The following is a 15330-nucleotide window of genomic DNA, read 5'->3' as shown; positions in this document are numbered from 1 at the left end:
TCAGGACGTTGACATCCGGAGTATGTGTCAGGATCTTGACATGGGTCAAGCGGAGACGGTCGGGCCGGTCGACGCGTCGGTGGGGTACGCCCTCAAGCAGGCCGCCGTCGCGCTGCGCTCGGGGATGGACGCGGTGCTGCGCCCGCTCGAGCTCAGCGTGCCCCAGTACTCGTGCCTCGAGGTGCTCGCGCAGCGGCCCGGGCTGTCCAACGCCGAGCTCGCGCGCGCCACCTTCGTCACCCGGCAGGCAATGAACGGCGTGCTGCGGGGGCTGCAGGAGCGCGGCCTCGTCACGCGCCCCGCGGCGGCGCCGCACGGGCGCGCCCTGCCCACCCGGCTCACGCCGCGCGGCGAGGAGCTGCTCCTCGCGGCGAGCACCGCGGTGCGCTCGGTCGAGCGGCGCATGCTCGCCCCGCTCGACGGGGACCGGCAGCGCCGCCTCCGCGACGACCTCGCGGCCTGCGCCGCCGCGCTGGCGGGAGCACCCGGACCGATGAGCGCGGGCACCGACCGCGGTCTGCCGGGGGTACCGACCCCTGGCGACGAGGAGCAGCGATGAGCGAGCAGACCGGCAGCACGACGGCCACGGCCCCGGAGACCGGCTACGCGCCGGTCGGCGACCTGCGGGTCTACTACGAGCTCCACGGCTCCGGCGGCACGCCGCTGCTCCTCCTGCACGGCGGGCTGTTCGACATCGACCTGCAGTTCGGCGCGCTGCTGCCCGGGCTCTCCGGGGGCCGCCGCGTGGTGGCCGTCGACCTGCAGGGGCACGGGCGCACCGGCGACGTCGACCGGCCCCTCACCAGCGCCGGCCTGGCGTCCGACGTCGTCGGGGTGCTCGAGCACCTCGGCATCGGGCAGGTCGACCTCTTCGGGTTCAGCGTCGGGGGCGCGGTCGCGCTGCGCCTGGCGATCGAGCAGCCGCAGCTCGTCCGCCGGCTCGTCGTGTCGTCGGTCTCGTACCACCCGGACGGGGACCGCCCCGAGAACGCCGAGGCGGTCGGCGCCATGACCGTCGACATGATCGCCGGCACGCCGATGGAGCAGGAGTACCGGCGCAAGGCGCCGGACCCCGGGCGCCTGCAGGACCTGCTGGACAAGCTCGGGGCGTTCGACGAGGGCTTCCCCGGGTGGTCCGACGAGGACGTTCGGGGCATCGCGGCCCCCACGCTCATCACCGTGGGCGACTGCGACATGGTCACCCTGGAGCACGCGGTCCGCTTCCTGCGCCTGCGCGGCGGGGACGTCAACGGCGACTTCGTGGGGGTCCCCGCCTCGCAGCTGGCCGTCTTCCCGGGGACGACCCACTTCACGGGCCTCGGCCGCACCGCGATGGTGCTCGACGCCGTGACGGCCTTCCTCGACGCGCCCGACGCCGCGACCGGCGCCTAGGTGGTGCGTCCCTCCCGCACCCGCGCCAGCCACGCCTGCGCGTCGCGGAACCCGGCGTCGTCCGGCGCGGTGCCCGGGCGCGCGGCGTCGGCCCGCGGGTACGACCCGAGGAAGCGCACGTCCGCGCAGACGCGGCGCAGGCCCATGAGCGCCTCGCCGACCCGGGCGTCGTCCACGTGGCCCTCCGCGTCGATGGAGAAGCAGTAGCGGCCGAGCCGCTCCCCCGTCGGGCGCGACTCGATCCGGGTGAGGTTCACCCCGCGCACGGCGAACTCCGTGAGGACCTCGAGGAGCGCGCCGGGGTGGTCGTCGGCGATGTACGCGACGACGGTGGTGCGGTCGTGCCCCGTGGGGAGGGGCGCGCCGCCCGGGCGGCCGACGAGCACGAAGCGGGTCACCGCGTCGCGCACGTCGCCGATGCCGTCGGCCAGCACCTCGAGGGCGTACCGGTCGGCCGCCAGCGGCGAGGAGATCGCGGCGTCGAAGGCCGCGTCCTGCGCGACGGCCTGCGCCGCTGCCGCCGTCGAGGCCGCCGGCACGACGTCGGCCTGCGGCAGCGTCGCCGACATCCACCCCCGGCACTGGGCCAGCGCGTGCGGGTGGCTCGCCACCGTACGGACGTCGGCAAGCGCTGTCCCGCTCCGGGCGCACAGCACGAACCGCACCGGCAGGAGCACCTCGCGCAGGACCATGAGCGGGTCGCCCGTGGCGAGCGCGTCGAGGGTCGTCGACACCGCCCCCTCGACGCTGTTCTCGATGGGCACCATCGCCGCGTCGGCGTCGCCCGCGCGCACCGCGTCGAGCGCTGCGGTGATGGTCGGCAGCGGCTCGAGGACCGCGCGGCCCGCCGCGGGCAGCGTGCGGAGCGCCTGCTCGGTGAACGTGCCCTCCGGGCCGAAGTAGGCGTAGCGGGCGGTCGGGGTCCCAGGCACGCGCACAGCGTAGGCAGCGCGGTGCCCGGCGTTCACGCACCGGCACCCGGGGGGCCACGCGGCCCTCACGCGGGACCGCGAGCGTACGCACGACCGCAGGCAGCGACGACGAGGAGCCGGACGTGCAGGGACAGGGCGTGGACCGCAGGAGCGCGCTGAAGGCGGGGGCCGGTGCCCTCGCGCTGGCGGGGGTCGGGCAGGCGGCGGCGCCGGGCGCCGCCGCCCCGGCAGCGGCCGCCGCGCCGGACCCGCGGCTGCGCTTCGGCCGCGACGGGCGCTTCCGGATCGTCCAGTTCAACGACACCCAGGACGACCAGCGCACGGACCGGCGCACCCTCGAGCTCATGGGCCGGGTGCTCGACCAGGAGCAGCCCGACCTCGTCGTCCTCGTGGGCGACAACATCACCGGCGGGCCGACGGACCGCCGCGAGGTGCAGCAGGCGCTCAACAACGTCGTGCAGCAGATGGAGCAGCGCCGCATCCCGTGGGCCGCGACCTTCGGCAACCACGACGAGGACTCGCTGGAGCAGGCGGGCGTCGACGAGGCCGAGATGCTGCGCTTCTTCCGCCGCTACCGCTGGAACGTCAACCCGAAGGGCGCGAGCGGCGTCACGGGCACCGGCAACGGCGTCGTCCTCGTGCAGGGCTCGCGCGGCGGGCGCCCCGCCGCCGCCGTGTGGCTCGTGGACAGCGGGCGCTACGCCCCGGAGCAGATCGCCGGCCAGGACTTCGAGGGCTACCCGACGTGGGACTGGATCCGGGCGGACCAGGTGCGCTGGTACCTCGAGCAGTCGCAGGCCCTGGAGCGCCGCCACGGCGGCCCCGTGCCCGGCGTCCTCTACTGCCACATCCCGCTGTGGGAGCACCGGCACATGTGGTTCGCCAGCCCGGACAGCCGCACCGGGGCGGACCACGCGCGCGCGGTCGCCAAGCACGGCATCGTCGGCGAGCGCAACGAGGACGAGTGCCCCGGGCCCTTCAACTCCGGCATGTACGCCGCCCTGCAGCACCGCGGCGACGTCAGGGCGGTCCTCTGCGGCCACGACCACGTCAACACGTACGTCGGCGACTACTACGGCATCCTCCTCGGCTACGGCCCCGGCACCGGGTTCGGGACGTACGGCCTCGGCGGCGAGGAGCGCAACCGGCTGCGCGGGGCGCGGGTGCTCGACCTCGACGAGCGCCTCGACGGGCTCGTCGCGGGTACGCGGAACGTGTTCGCCGCCGACCTCGGCATCGACCTCGCCGCCGACGACCAGAGCGCCGACCCGCTGCCGCTGCCCCGGGGCTGGTGAGCACCGGGGCCCTGCGCGCACGACCACCGCGGGAGGAGGGGGTGCGGCGCGGGCCGGGTCGCCCGGCACCCCCTCGTCCCGGGGCGCCCGGACGGCGGCCCGCGCACTAGCGTGCCAGCCATGGACCGGGAGCACGTGCGGGCCCTGCTCGCGGAGGTCGCCGCCGGGGGCGTCGACGTCGACGCCGCGCTCCGGCGGCTGGCCGCGCCGCTGGCCGGCGTCGACGACCTCGGCTACGCCCGCCTCGACACGCACCGGGCGCTGCGCACCGGCGACCCCGAGGTCGTGTACGGCGAGGGCAAGTCCCCCGCGCAGGTGGTCGAGATCCTGGGCCGGCTCCGCGCGGCCCACCCGGACCGGCCGGCCCTCGCCACCCGCCTCGACGCCGAAGCCCTGGCTGCCGTCGCCGCCGCGCACCCGGGGGCGCTGCTCGACGCCCAGGCCCGCTGCGCGGCGCTCGGCGACCTGCCCGCGCCGCGGGGCTCGGTCGTCGTGGTGGCCGCGGGCACGACCGACGCGCCGGTCGCCGCGGAGGCCGCCCTCGTCGCGCGGGTGTCCGGCGCCGGGGTGCGCCGGGTCGACGACGTCGGCGTGGCCGGGCTGCACCGGCTGCTCGCCGTCCGCGACGAGCTCGACGCCGCCGACTGCCTCGTCGTCGTGGCCGGCATGGAGGGCGCGCTGCCCAGCGTCGTCGGCGGGCTGACCGGGGTGCCGGTGGTGGCGGTGCCCACCAGCGTCGGGTACGGCGCCGCCTTCGGCGGCCTCGCCGCGCTGCTCGGGATGCTCAGCTCGTGCGCGCCGGGCGTGGTCGTGTGCAACATCGACAACGGCTTCGGCGCCGGCCTCTTCGCCGCGCGCGTCGCCCGGCGGGCGGCCGGGTGAGCCGGCTGCTCTGGCTCGACGCCGGCAGCGGCGCGAGCGGCGACATGCTGCTCGGCGCGCTGCACGACCTCGGCGCGCTCGACCTCGCGGCGCTGGTCGCGGCCCTCGGCGTCGACGTCGAGGTGGCCGCCGAGCCGGTGGACCGGGCGGGTCTGCGGGCGACCCGCGTCCACGTCCGCCCCGGCCCCGACCAGCCGCACCGCCGGCTCGCCGACGTGATCGCCCTGCTCGACGCAGCGGACCTGCCGGGGCCGGTGCGCGACCGCGCCGCCGCGGTCTTCGGCCGCCTCGCCCGGGCCGAGGCCGCCGTGCACGGCACCGCCCCGGAGGAGGTGCACTTCCACGAGGTCGGCGCCGTCGACGCGCTCGTCGACGTCGTCGGCGCCTGCTGGGGGCTGCACGCCCTGGGCGCCGAGGTCCGCAGCACGCCCGTGGCCCTGGGCGGCGGCACCGTGCGGGCGGCGCACGGCGTCCTGCCCGTGCCCGGACCCGCGGTGCTGCGCCTCCTCGCCGACGGCGCGGTGCCCGCCCACGGCGGGCCGGTCGACGTGGAGCTGTGCACCCCCACCGGGGCCGCGCTGCTCGCCGAGCACGTCACCGGCTGGGGCCCCATGCCCCCGCTCGTGGTCGCCGCCGTCGGCACCGGGGCGGGCGGCCGCGACCTGCCGGGGCGTCCCAACGCGCTGCGCGCGGTGCTGGGGACGCCCCTCGAGGAGGGGGACGGGACCCCGTACGCGGTGCTGCTCGAGACGAACGTCGACGACCTCGACCCCCGGCTGTGGCCCGGGGTGCTCGCCGCGCTGCTCGCCGCGGGCGCGTCGGACGCGTGGCTCACCCCGGTGCTCATGAAGAAGGGCCGGCCGGCGCACACGCTCTCGGTCCTGTGCGCCCCCGAGCGCGCCGCCGCTTGCCGGCGCGCGGTGTTCACCGGCACCACCACCCTCGGGCTGCGCGAGCAGCGGGTCGCCAAGCACGCGCTCGAGCGGGCCTTCCGCGAGGTGCGGGTGGGCGGGGAGCGCGTCCGGGTCAAGCTCGGCCTCCTCCACGGCGCGGTCGTCACCGCGCAGCCGGAGTGGGAGGACGTCGCCGCCGCCGCGCGGGCGCTCGGCCGGGCCGAGCGCGCGGTGCTCGAGGAGGCCGCGGCCGCCGCCCGCGCATGATCGCGGCGGGGGCGTCGGGGAGGATGGGCCGCGATGGACCTCCTCGTCGCGGCGACCGCGTTCGCCCTCCTGCTCCCCGTCGAGCTCCCCGACAAGACGATGGTCGCGACCCTCGTGCTGTCCACGCGCTACCCGGCCCTGCCGGTGTGGATCGGGGTCTCGGCGGCCTTCCTCGTGCAGACGGTCATCGCCGTGACCGCCGGCGGCCTGCTCTCGCTGCTGCCGCAGCGGCCCGTCATCGCCGCGGCCGCGCTGCTGTTCCTCGCCGGCGCGGTGCTGCTGTGGCGCACCGCCGGCAGCGCCGACGAGGACGAGGCCGAGGCGGAGGAGGAGTTCGCCGGGCGCGGGCCCGCGCGCGCCGGCGGGCTGCGCGCGGCCGGGGCGAGCTTCCTCGTCCTCTTCCTCGCCGAGTGGGGGGACCTGTCCCAGTTGCTCACCGCGGGGCTCGCGGCCCGCTACGGCGACCCGGTCAGCGTCTTCGCCGGGGCCTGGCTCGCGCTCGTCACCATCGCCGGCATCGCCGTGCTGCTCGGGCGCGCGCTGCTCGCGCGGGTCCGGCTCTCCACCATCCGCCGGGTCGCCGCCGGCGTCTGCCTCGTCCTCGCCGCCGTCACGGGGCTGGAAGCGGCCGGCGCGCTCTGAGCCGCCGCCGGTCGCGGCCCCGCTGCCCGAGCACCACGAGCAGCGCGAGCGCGCCCAGGCAGTACGCCTGCTGCAGCAGCCGCCCCCACCACTGCGGCCCGTCGCCGACCAGCACCGCGACGCCGGTCCAGGGCAGGGGCAGCGCGAAGAGCGCCGCGGCGGCCGCCGCGGCCGCGACCCGGCGCCACGAGCGCCCGTCCCCCGCCAGCGCGCCGAGCGCGACGACGACCCAGGCCAGGTGGTGGATCCAGGCCACCGGGCTGAGCAGCACCGAGAGCAGCCCGACGAGCGCGACCGCCCGCACCTCGTCACCGGCACGGGCGGCGCGGGCCGCGGCGCGGAAGCCGTACCAGGCCACCGCCGCCACGGCGGCCAGCCAGAGGGCGGTGCCGGCGGCGCCGCCCGGGCCGAGGCGCAGGAGCACCCCCCGCAGCGCCTGGTTGGAGGTCCCCGCGTTGGCGCCGAGCCGGTCGCTGTCGAGCAGCGCCCGGGTCCAGTAGTCCCAGGACGCCTCGGGCAGCGCGAGGGCGGCGAGCACGGTCAGCGCCGCCGCGGTGGCGAGCGCCGTCAGCGCGGCGCGGCGTCGGCCGGCGACCCACAGGTGCACGAGGAAGACGCCCGGGGTGAGCTTGAGGGCGGTCGCCGCGCCGACGAGCGCCCCGGGGCGCCGGCGCCGGTGGTCGGCGAGGCACAGGGCGACGAGCAGCACCCCGACCTGCCCGAAGGCCAGCCCGTCCTCGACCGGCTGCAGCCGGCAGGCGGCCCCCGCGAGCGCGCCGAGCGCCGCGGGCCGCCACCGCCCCGCCCGCGCGAGCAGCGGGGCCCAGGCCAGGTGCACCACGAGCACGAGCAGGGCGACCTGCCCGAGCGTCCAGGCGACGTCGACGACCCCCGCGGGGAGCAGGGCCAGCGGCAGCGCGCCGAGGGCCGCCACCGGCGGGTACGTGAACGGCAGCAGGTCGGGCACCGGCGTCAGGTGCTCGTAGAGCGGCTCCCCCGCGAGCAGCGACTGCCCCGCCTCGCGGTAGACCCGCAGGTCCACCAGGCGCTCCCACCACGGCGCCAGCAGCGCCGCGCGCACCGGCGCCCAGGCCAGGGCGGCGAGCAGCAGCGCCCCGACGAGGTGCGGCAGGGCCCGGCGCACCGCGAGCCTCAGGCCGGCACCGGCGTGCGCGGCGGGGCCTCCACGACGCGGGTCCGCGGTCGGGCTCCCGCCACCGACAGGCCCACCACGACCGCGGCGGCGAGCGCCACGCCCAGCACCTGCGTGCCGCTCAGCGGGTCGGCGCCGAGGAAGAGGACGGGGACCAGCGCCGCCGTCAGCGGGAACGCCAGCTCGCACAGCGTCGCCACCATCGCCGGCGTCGTGCGCAGCCCCCGGTAGTAGAGGAGCAGGGCGAGCAGGCCCGGCACGAGCGCCAGCGCCGCGATGGTCGGGGCCTGGTCGGCGCGCACCGCGAGGTCCGCGCCGAGCAGCGCCGCCATGGCCGCCGCCCCGACGAGGCCGCCCGCGAAGCGCAGCGCCGTGAGCTGGCGGGGCGCGAAGGACGGCGCGAGGTAGCGCCCGAGGACCGTGCCGAGCGCCCACAGCACCGCCGCGCCGAGGCCGAGCAGCGCGGGGCGGGCCTCGGCCACGCTCACGTCGAGCGGGTCGCGGAAGGCGATGAGCCAGGCCCCGGCCAGGCCGGCGAGCAGGAAGGGCCCGTACGCCCGCCCTGGCCGCTCGCCGAGCAGCAGCCACGCGGCGAGCACGGCCACGAGGGGCTGCGCCTTCTGCAGCAGGACGGGCGTGACGAGGTCGTCGCGGAACGCCTGGGTGAAGAGCAGCGTCGCCACCGCGGAGGCGCCGACGCCGATGACGGCGACCGCGAGCACGGCGCGCCAGCCCGCGCGGCGCAGCACCGCGACCGCCCCCGGCAGCGCGGCGCCCGTCACGGCGACGAGCACCACGTGCTCCCAGAGCACGACCGTCGCCGCGTCGAGCTCGCGCGCCGGGTCGCTGCGGAAGAGCGCGTCGGTGCCCCAGAGCACCGCGCCGGCCGTGACGAGCAGGGCGCCCCCGGCCCCGGCGGTCCTCGTGCGCACGCGCCCACCCCTCCCGGGCCGGGGGCGACGGCCCGGCCCGCGCCCGATCCTCCCCGACGGGCGCCGCGGGGCGCAGCGCGGGGCGCCCGCGGCGCCCGACCCCGCGCGCCGCCTAGCCTGGGGCGGGTGGAAGCGCTGCGCCGGACCCTCGCCGCGGTGCCCGCCGTGCTCGCCCCCGTGCTCGCCGCGGTGCTCCCTCCCCTGCTCGCCGCGGTGCTCGCCGGGCTCGTCGCGCTGCTCGCCCTGCCGCTCCTGGCCGGCGGCGCCGCCGCGTCCACGCCCCCCGCCGGCCCCGCCCCCGCGACGCCCGCCCCCGCGACGCCCGGGCCGGCGAGCCCGGCCCCCGGCGCGACCGGCCCGCGCCCCGTCGTGCTCGTGGGCGTGCCCGGGCTGCGCTGGGAGGACGTCGACGCGGCGACCACCCCCGCCCTGTGGCGGCTGGCGGGCGAGGGCGCCGTCGCCGCGCTGTCGGTGAAGTCGGTGCGCGGCCCGGTGACCTGCCCCGCGGACGGCTGGCTCGTGGTCGGGGCGGGGCAGCGCGTCGCCGTGCCCGCCCCCGAGGCGCCGGAGGACCCCGCGCCCGACGCCCCCGACCCGGGCCCGCCCCCCGCCTGCGCGCCGGTGCCCGAGCCCGCGCCGGAGCCTGGCGGCGGAGCGGTCGTCCCCGGCGTGCCGGCGCTCGTCGAGCGGGCGCGGGCGGACGACTACGGCGCCGTGGTCGGCCTGCTCGCGCAGCGCCTGGCCGCGACCGGCACGTGCGCCACCGCCGTCGGGGACGGCGCCGCCCTCGCCCTCGCCGACCAGCGGGGCCGGGTCGGCCGGTGGCTCCCCGGCGACGCCGCGCTCGCCACCGGCGACCTCACGGCGTGCCCGCTCACCGTCGTCGACGCGGGCGCGGTCGTCGAGCCCGGGCTCCTCGGGCCCGGGCCGGTGCCGCCGCGCGCGGAGCAGGCGGCCGCCGCCGACGCCCGGCTCGCGGAGGTCCTCGACGCGGCCCCCGAGGACGCCGTGGTCCTCGTCGCCGGTCCCGGCGACGCCGCCCCGGCCGACCCGCACCTGTCGGTCCTGGTCGCGTCCGGGGGGCCGTACGAGGACGCCTGGCTCACCACCACCTCGACCCGCCGGCTCGGCCTGGCGCAGCTCACCGACGTGCTGCCCACGCTGCTCCAGCAGCTCGGGGTGCCGCAGCCGACCGCGGCGGTGGGGCAGGAGGTGCGCCCCGCCGGGGACCGCCCGCCGCCCGCGGAGGCCGTCGACGAGCTGCGCGACCTCGACACCGCGGCGCAGGTCGCCGACGCGGCGCGGGGGCCGTACTTCACCGTCCTCGTCGGCAGCCAGATCGTCCTGTACGGCGGCGCGGCGGTCGCCCTGCGCCGGCGGTGGGCCGCGGACCGCGGGACGGTGCTGCGCGGCACCCGCGCCGCCGCGCTGGCCTTCGGCGCCATGCCGGTGGCGACCTTCCTCGCCCAGACCGTGCCGTGGTGGCGCCAGGACCACCCCGTCGTCGTCCTCGTGGCCGCCGTGCTCGGCTGGATGGCGGTGCTCACCGCCGCGGCGCTGCTCGGGCCGTGGCGGCGCTCGGTCGTGGGGCCGATGGGCTTCGTCGCCGTCGTCACCGCGGTCGTGCTCGGCGCCGACATCGTCACCGGGTCGCAGCTGCAGCTGAGCTCGCTCATGGGCTACTCGCCGCTCGTGGCCGGGCGGTTCTACGGCTTCGGCAACGTCCCGTTCGCGCTCTTCGCCGCGGCGAGCACCATCGCCACCGCCGTCGTCGCGCAGCCGCTGGTGCGCCGCGGCCGGCGGAGCGAGGCGGGGCTCGTCGCGGTCGCGGCCGGGCTCGTCGCCGTGCCGGTGATCGGCGTGCGGGGGGCCGACTTCGGCGGCGTCATCGCGATCGTCCCGGGCTTCGCGCTGCTCGCCATGACGCTGGCGGGGATCCGGGTCACGCTGCGCCGGCTCGTCGCCGTCCTGCTGCTCGGCGCCGTGACCGTGGCCGTCCTCGCCGTCGTCGACTGGACCCGGCCCACCCCGACGCACCTCGGCCGGTTCGTCCAGCAGGTCCTCGACGGCGAGGCCTGGCAGGTGGTGGTGCGCAAGGTCGACGCGAACATCTCCATCCTGCGCGTCAACCCGTGGCTCTCGAGCCTCGTCCCGCTGGGCGCGGCGTTCCTCGTGCTCGTCCTCATGCGGCCGGTGAAGTGGCGGGCCGCGGCCCTGGAGCTGGCGTACGAGCGCGCCCCCGGGCTGCGGCCCGCGGTCGTCGGCGCGACGACCGCGCTCGTGGTCGGCGCGCTGGTCAACGACTCCGGCGTCGCGGTGCCCGCGGCCGGGCTCGTCGTGGCCCTGCCGCTCGTGCTCGCCGCGTGCGTCAGCGCGCTCGTGCAGGCGGACGCGGGCGCTCGCCCGACTGGCGGCCCGGGAGGGCCGGGCGGCCCGGGCGGCCCGGGCGGCCCGGGCGGCGCAGCGCCAGGTGGAGCACCAGCAGCAGCAGGGCCAGCCCCAGCCAGGGGGTGACGACGGAGCGCCAGGCGAGCACCGCGTCGTGGACGGCGTCGCCCGGGACGCTGCGCCCGGGCACGTACGCGAGGGCCGCCCCGGTGGTGCGCAGCAGCGCGACCAGGTCGAGCGCGCTGGCCGGCAGCAGGGCGAGCGGCGCCCAGAGGGCGGCGTCGTACCAGGGCAGGCTGTAGGGGGCGCACAGCACCCAGGCCCCGCAGAGCAGCGCGCCGGCGCGCGCGGCGGACTGCACCCGGTCCGCCGCCGGCGGGGCGGGGACCAGCCGGGCCAGCGCGAGGGCGACGAGCGCGGTCAGCGCCCAGGCGCCGAGGCCGATGAGGGGGCGGGACAGCTCGCTGCCCAGGGCGCCGTCGAGGGTGCCCTCGAGCAGGTGCCAGGGGCTGCCGAGGGAGACGTACCGCGACGCCGCGCGCAGCTGGTCGAGCGCGTGCGGGCCGGCGAGGGCGTACGCGGGCAGCAGGACGAGCGCGCCGCCGGCCGCGAGCCGGGCGAGGTCGCGCGGGGCCGCCCGCACCGCCCAGGCCGCGGCGAGCGCGAGCAGGAGGGTCGAGGCCTTGGTGCCGGCCGCCGCCCCGAGCAGCGCCCCGGCGAGCAGCGGCGAGCGGCGCAGGGCCGCGAGGCCGGCCACCCCGAGCGCCACCGCCAGCCCGTCCACGTGCGCGCCGGCGACGACGAGCAGCAGCACGAGCGGGTTCAGCGCCCACAGCAGCACGGCGCGGGCGCGGCGGACCGGGTCGCGGCGCGCCGTGCGGAGCAGGACCACGCCGGCACCGACCACCGCCGCGGCGTTGAGCAGCGCCAGCCACGTCACCGTGGCGCCGAGGCCCGCGCCGCCGAGCGCGGAGGCCAGCGCCTGCTCGGCGGTGGCCACGGGGCCGTACACCGAGGTCGTCGCGCGCCACGGCTCCTCCACCGCCGACGCCACCGGGTCGGTGCCCCCGCGCCAGGCGTCGGGCGGGTCGGCGTACGGGTCGCCGCCCTGCGCCGCGATCCGCCCGTAGGCGGCGTAGCTCAGGTGGTCGGCGGAGCCGAGCGGCGGGAGCAGGGCCAGCGCCGCCGCGGCGAGGGCGCCGGCGGCGAGCAGGCGCCGCGGGTCGGGCCGCCAGCCGCGGCGCAGCGCGCGCAGGGCGAGCGCGAGCCCGGCGGCACCGGTGCCGACGGCACCGGCGTGCAGGGCGGTGACGAGCCAGGGGTGCGGGTCCGCCGCCAGGTGCAGCGGGAACGCGCCCGGCCCCGGGTCGGGCACCGCGACGGACGGGCCGAGGAGGCCGACGGCCGCGGTGAGCAGGACGGACAGGCCGACGAGCGCGAGCGCCGCGCCGCCGCCCGTGCGGCGCCTCCCGCCCCCGTGCGGGTCCCCGGGGGGCGGGGCCACCGGCGGCGGGTCCCCGGGCGGCGGGGCCCCGGGCGGCGGGGCCGCGGGCGGCTCAGCCGCGGGCACGGCGCGGGACCACGCGGCGCGCGGCGAGGGCCCGCGCGACGTCGCGCCACTGCCGGGCGCGGTGCAGCTGGGCGCGCAGGTCGGTGCCCGTGACGCGGTGGTGCAGGTCGACCTCCACCTCGCGCACCCGCAGGCCGCGGCGCAGCAGGTCGACGGTGAGCCCGGTCTCGACGCCGAACCCCGGGGCGAGGGGCAGCGCCGCCTCGAACGCCTCGCGGGTCAGGCAGCGCTGGCCGGACAGCGGCTGGGTCGCCTCCCACCCGGTCGCGGCGCGGATGCCGTCGCGGGCGAGCCGGACCACGAGGCCGTGCCCGCCGCCGGCGCGGCGCTGGGGCGGGAGCACGGCGATGGTCATGTCGGCGGCGCCGGCGAGCACCGGCGGCACGAGCGGGCCGGCGGCCGCGGCCGACGCCTCGAGGTCGGCGTCGAGGAAGAGCAGGGCGCGGGGCGCGGTCGCGCCGTCGCGGGCCTCGAGGACCCGGACGAGCTCGCCCCCGGTCTCCATGGCCCCGGCCTTGCCGTGCGGGACGGGGTGGCGCACCACGGTGGCGCCGGCGGCGGCGGCGAGCTCGCCGGTGCGGTCGCTCGAGCCGTCGTCGACGACGACGACGAGGTCCACCCCGGGGAGCTCCCCGGCGGCACGGACGGTCGCGGCGATGCGCTGCGCCTCGTCCTTGGCGGGGATGACGACGGCGACGCTCTGCACGCGGCCCAGGGTAGGTGCTGGCCCCGGGGGCCCGGCCCGCGCGGCGCGCCGGGACGGTGCGGGTGCGGGGCGTTGGAGGGCCCGGCCGCTACCGACGGGGGATGCAGCAGCGACCGGGCCGTGAGCAGGAACCTACGGCAGCGGAGGTGCGTTCGGTGGCGCCCCACCGGCTCCTTGACCGGAACTTGACCGTGCAACGGCCTGCCCGCAGCGGGCCTCAGCGCAGCGTAAGCTGGCGGTTCAGCAGCCCCGCGCGGGCCCCGCGCTCGGCCTCGGTCAGCGGCGCGCTGCTCGCCAGGGCCTCGTCGAGCCGGCGGCCCCAGGCCTCGGCCGGCTCCTCGAGCGCCTCGGCCGAGGAGTCCAGCGGCAGGTCCCAGACCGGCACCAGCAGGCCGTGGGCGCGGAAGGAGCCGACGAAGCGGGTGCCCCCGCCGAGCCCGGAGGCACCGGCGGCGTGCAGCCGGGCGAGCGCGTCGAGCAGGGCCTCCTCCGGGTGGGGCAGCACCCAGCGCAGGTGGGCGCGGTCGCGCAGCCGGCACCAGTACGCCGCCTCGACGCTCGTCAGCCGCTCGGTCGGGACGACCGCGGCGTTGGCCCGCTCCAGGCTGGCCGCGACCTCGGGCCCGCCGTCGGCGCCCTCGACCCAGAAGTCGAAGCCCTCGTGCACGGTGACCCGCAGCGGCGCCGACGGGTCGAGGACGTCCTGCAGGCGCGGCCCCGGCCCGGGCAGGCCGGCCGGCGGGACGGGCGTGCCCGGCTCGGCGGCGAGGGCGCGGAGCAGCGCGTGGGCGACGTCGCGGCTGACGTCGCCGGAGCCCGCCTGGGTCTGCAGCCCGACGAGCACCTCGCCGCTCTCGCGGCGCAGCGCCGGCCACGCCATCGGCAGGACGGTGGCCAGGCGGACCTCGACGCCCTCCACCGCGTGCTCCGGGGCCAGCGCCAGCGGCGAGGTCGCCGCCGGGACCACCTCGCGCAGGGCCACCCAGTCGCACTCGGAGGGGACGCCCTCGAAGGGGCGGCGCACCAGGGCGTCCGCCGCACGGCCCGCCCCGCGGCCGTGGCACGCCTTGTAGCGGCGCCCGGAGCCGCAGGGGCACGGCTCGCGCCCGCCGACGACGGGGACCTCCTCGTCCGGGGCGAGGACGGGGGCGGTCACGGCGGCGCGGCGTGCGGCCTTCTTGCCCATGCGGGGGGGCTCCTCGGGAGGGGTGGCGGGTGCGGGCACGGCCCGCCCCGGCGCCGCGGGGGTCGCGCACGCCCACCGGGCGGACCGGCTGGCGATCCTAGCGCCGCGCGGCGCCGCCGCCCTGCTGCTGCTGGTCGTCCACGACCGCCCAGACGGTGATGGTCCCGGCCTCGTCGAGCACGCCCCAGTCGCTCGCCAGGTCGTCCACGATGCCCAGCCCGCGCCCGCCGGTCGCCGACATCGTGCTCGTGCCGGCGTGCGGGCGGGTCGGGGCGCCGCCGTCGGTCACGGCGACCTGGACCGAGCGCGGCGTCGTCGTCCAGCGCACCCGCAGCCGGCCGGAGGGCAGCGGCCGCGCGTGCTTGAGCGCGTTGCTGAGGATCTCGCTCAGGACGAGGACGGCGTCGTCGACCACGTGCTCGGGCACGTGGCGCGCCCGCAGCTCGCTGGACAGCTCGCGCCGGGCCGCGCCGACGCTCGACGCGGTGAACGGGACGAGGACCGTGGACGTCAGGACGACCCCCTCGGACGCTGTGCGCACGTACGCCTCTTCCCCTCGACCGCCACCGGACAGGGAGTGCCCCGCGGTCACCCTCCGGAAACGACCCGGGGCTGGACGGGACGGCGGGTGTGCGCTAGTGCACGTCCCGGGCGTAGTCGTCGGCCAGCCGCTCGATGTCGTCCTCGTCGAAGGTGCCGTACGCGATCTCGAGGAACCGGCCGCGGACCTCGCCGGGGTTGGAGACCCGGTGGGTGCTGCCCCGCGGGATCCACACCTTGTCCCCGGGCTCGCAGCGGGTCAGGGCTCCGTCGACCTCCACGAGGAGCGGGACGTCGAGCACGGTCCAGTACTCGTCGCGCAGCCGGTGGCGCTGCAGGCTCAGCCGGTGCCCGGGGTCGACCGCGATGATCTTCACGGTGACCTCCTCGCCGTGGCAGAGCCGCTCGAAGCTGCCCCAGGGCCGGTGGTCGACGACGGCCTCGCCGCTCGGGTCCTCCCGGCACGGCCCGCTCACCGCGCGCGCCACCACCTCGCTGCTCACGCCCGCCTCCTCCACCCGCGTCGCCCGCTCCATGCCCCGCACCCTAGGT

The 15330-nt window shown here is 79.1% G+C and carries 14 protein-coding genes; 6 read left to right on the top strand and 8 right to left on the bottom strand.

Annotated features, from left to right (window positions below; all coding sequences use genetic code 11):
• Nucleotides 1–40: 40 nt before the first annotated feature.
• Both D5H78_RS13660 and D5H78_RS13655 read left to right on the top strand, forming a co-directional pair.
• Complete coding sequence (locus tag D5H78_RS13660; protein WP_119951032.1) at nucleotides 41–559, top strand: MarR family winged helix-turn-helix transcriptional regulator; 519 nt, start codon at nucleotides 41–43, stop codon at nucleotides 557–559.
• Nucleotides 556–1392: an alpha/beta fold hydrolase gene (locus D5H78_RS13655; protein WP_119951031.1), complete on the top strand. Its 837-nt coding sequence runs from the start codon at nucleotides 556–558 to the stop codon at nucleotides 1390–1392. Before D5H78_RS13660 ends, D5H78_RS13655 begins: the two co-directional genes overlap by 4 nt.
• Here the strand turns inward: D5H78_RS13655 and pheA are convergent.
• Nucleotides 1389–2324 (bottom strand): prephenate dehydratase, encoded by a 936-nt coding sequence (gene pheA, locus D5H78_RS13650; protein ID WP_119951030.1) that lies wholly within the window; start codon nucleotides 2322–2324, stop codon nucleotides 1389–1391. The genes D5H78_RS13655 and pheA overlap by 4 nt on opposite strands.
• Nucleotides 2325–2461: 137 nt before the next feature.
• Between pheA and D5H78_RS13645 the strand changes: the two genes are divergently transcribed.
• From D5H78_RS13645 to D5H78_RS13630, 4 genes are all read left to right on the top strand, one after another.
• The gene (locus tag D5H78_RS13645) at nucleotides 2462–3619 is read left to right on the top strand and encodes a metallophosphoesterase family protein (RefSeq protein WP_218566602.1); all 1158 of its coding nucleotides are present in this window, start codon (nucleotides 2462–2464) and stop codon (nucleotides 3617–3619) included.
• Nucleotides 3620–3739: 120 nt separating this feature from the next.
• Nucleotides 3740–4501 (top strand): nickel pincer cofactor biosynthesis protein LarB, encoded by a 762-nt coding sequence (gene larB / locus D5H78_RS13640; protein ID WP_119951028.1) that lies wholly within the window; start codon nucleotides 3740–3742, stop codon nucleotides 4499–4501.
• Nucleotides 4498–5661, top strand: coding sequence for a nickel pincer cofactor biosynthesis protein LarC (larC, locus tag D5H78_RS13635; protein WP_119951027.1), 1164 nt, complete (start codon nucleotides 4498–4500; stop codon nucleotides 5659–5661). The genes larB and larC overlap by 4 nt, the downstream gene beginning before the upstream one ends.
• A 33-nt stretch (nucleotides 5662–5694) precedes the next feature.
• Nucleotides 5695–6303 carry a TMEM165/GDT1 family protein gene (locus D5H78_RS13630; RefSeq protein ID WP_119951026.1) on the top strand — a complete coding sequence of 203 codons (609 nt, stop codon included), beginning with the start codon at nucleotides 5695–5697 and terminating at the stop codon, nucleotides 6301–6303.
• Here D5H78_RS13630 and D5H78_RS13625 read toward each other — a convergent pair.
• The 7 genes from D5H78_RS13625 to D5H78_RS13590 form a co-directional block, all read right to left on the bottom strand.
• Nucleotides 6272–7447 (bottom strand): glycosyltransferase 87 family protein, encoded by a 1176-nt coding sequence (locus D5H78_RS13625; RefSeq protein ID WP_218566601.1) that lies wholly within the window; start codon nucleotides 7445–7447, stop codon nucleotides 6272–6274. The genes D5H78_RS13630 and D5H78_RS13625 overlap by 32 nt on opposite strands.
• An 8-nt stretch (nucleotides 7448–7455) precedes the next feature.
• The gene (locus tag D5H78_RS19405; protein ID WP_165865736.1) at nucleotides 7456–8388 is read right to left on the bottom strand and encodes a DMT family transporter; all 933 of its coding nucleotides are present in this window, start codon (nucleotides 8386–8388) and stop codon (nucleotides 7456–7458) included.
• A 2368-nt stretch (nucleotides 8389–10756) separates the two neighbouring features.
• Nucleotides 10757–12280 carry a polyprenol phosphomannose-dependent alpha 1,6 mannosyltransferase MptB gene (gene mptB / locus D5H78_RS13610; protein ID WP_119951023.1) on the bottom strand — a complete coding sequence of 508 codons (1524 nt, stop codon included), beginning with the start codon at nucleotides 12278–12280 and terminating at the stop codon, nucleotides 10757–10759.
• A 52-nt stretch (nucleotides 12281–12332) separates the two neighbouring features.
• Nucleotides 12333–13052: a glycosyltransferase family 2 protein gene (locus tag D5H78_RS13605; RefSeq protein ID WP_218566600.1), complete on the bottom strand. Its 720-nt coding sequence runs from the start codon at nucleotides 13050–13052 to the stop codon at nucleotides 12333–12335.
• Nucleotides 13053–13269: 217 nt separating this feature from the next.
• Nucleotides 13270–14238: a DUF5926 family protein gene (locus D5H78_RS13600; RefSeq protein WP_119951021.1), complete on the bottom strand. Its 969-nt coding sequence runs from the start codon at nucleotides 14236–14238 to the stop codon at nucleotides 13270–13272.
• Nucleotides 14239–14335: 97 nt separating this feature from the next.
• Nucleotides 14336–14779: an ATP-binding protein gene (locus D5H78_RS13595; protein WP_119951020.1), complete on the bottom strand. Its 444-nt coding sequence runs from the start codon at nucleotides 14777–14779 to the stop codon at nucleotides 14336–14338.
• Nucleotides 14780–14873: 94 nt separating this feature from the next.
• Nucleotides 14874–15314, bottom strand: coding sequence for a phosphomannose isomerase type II C-terminal cupin domain (locus D5H78_RS13590; protein WP_119951019.1), 441 nt, complete (start codon nucleotides 15312–15314; stop codon nucleotides 14874–14876).
• Between the last annotated feature and the right edge of the window lie 16 nt (nucleotides 15315–15330).

It is taken from the genome of Vallicoccus soli (assembly GCF_003594885.1).
Taxonomy (GTDB): Bacteria; Actinomycetota; Actinomycetes; order Motilibacterales; family Motilibacteraceae; genus Vallicoccus; species Vallicoccus soli.
This window is presented reverse-complemented; position numbering and strand designations above follow the sequence as displayed.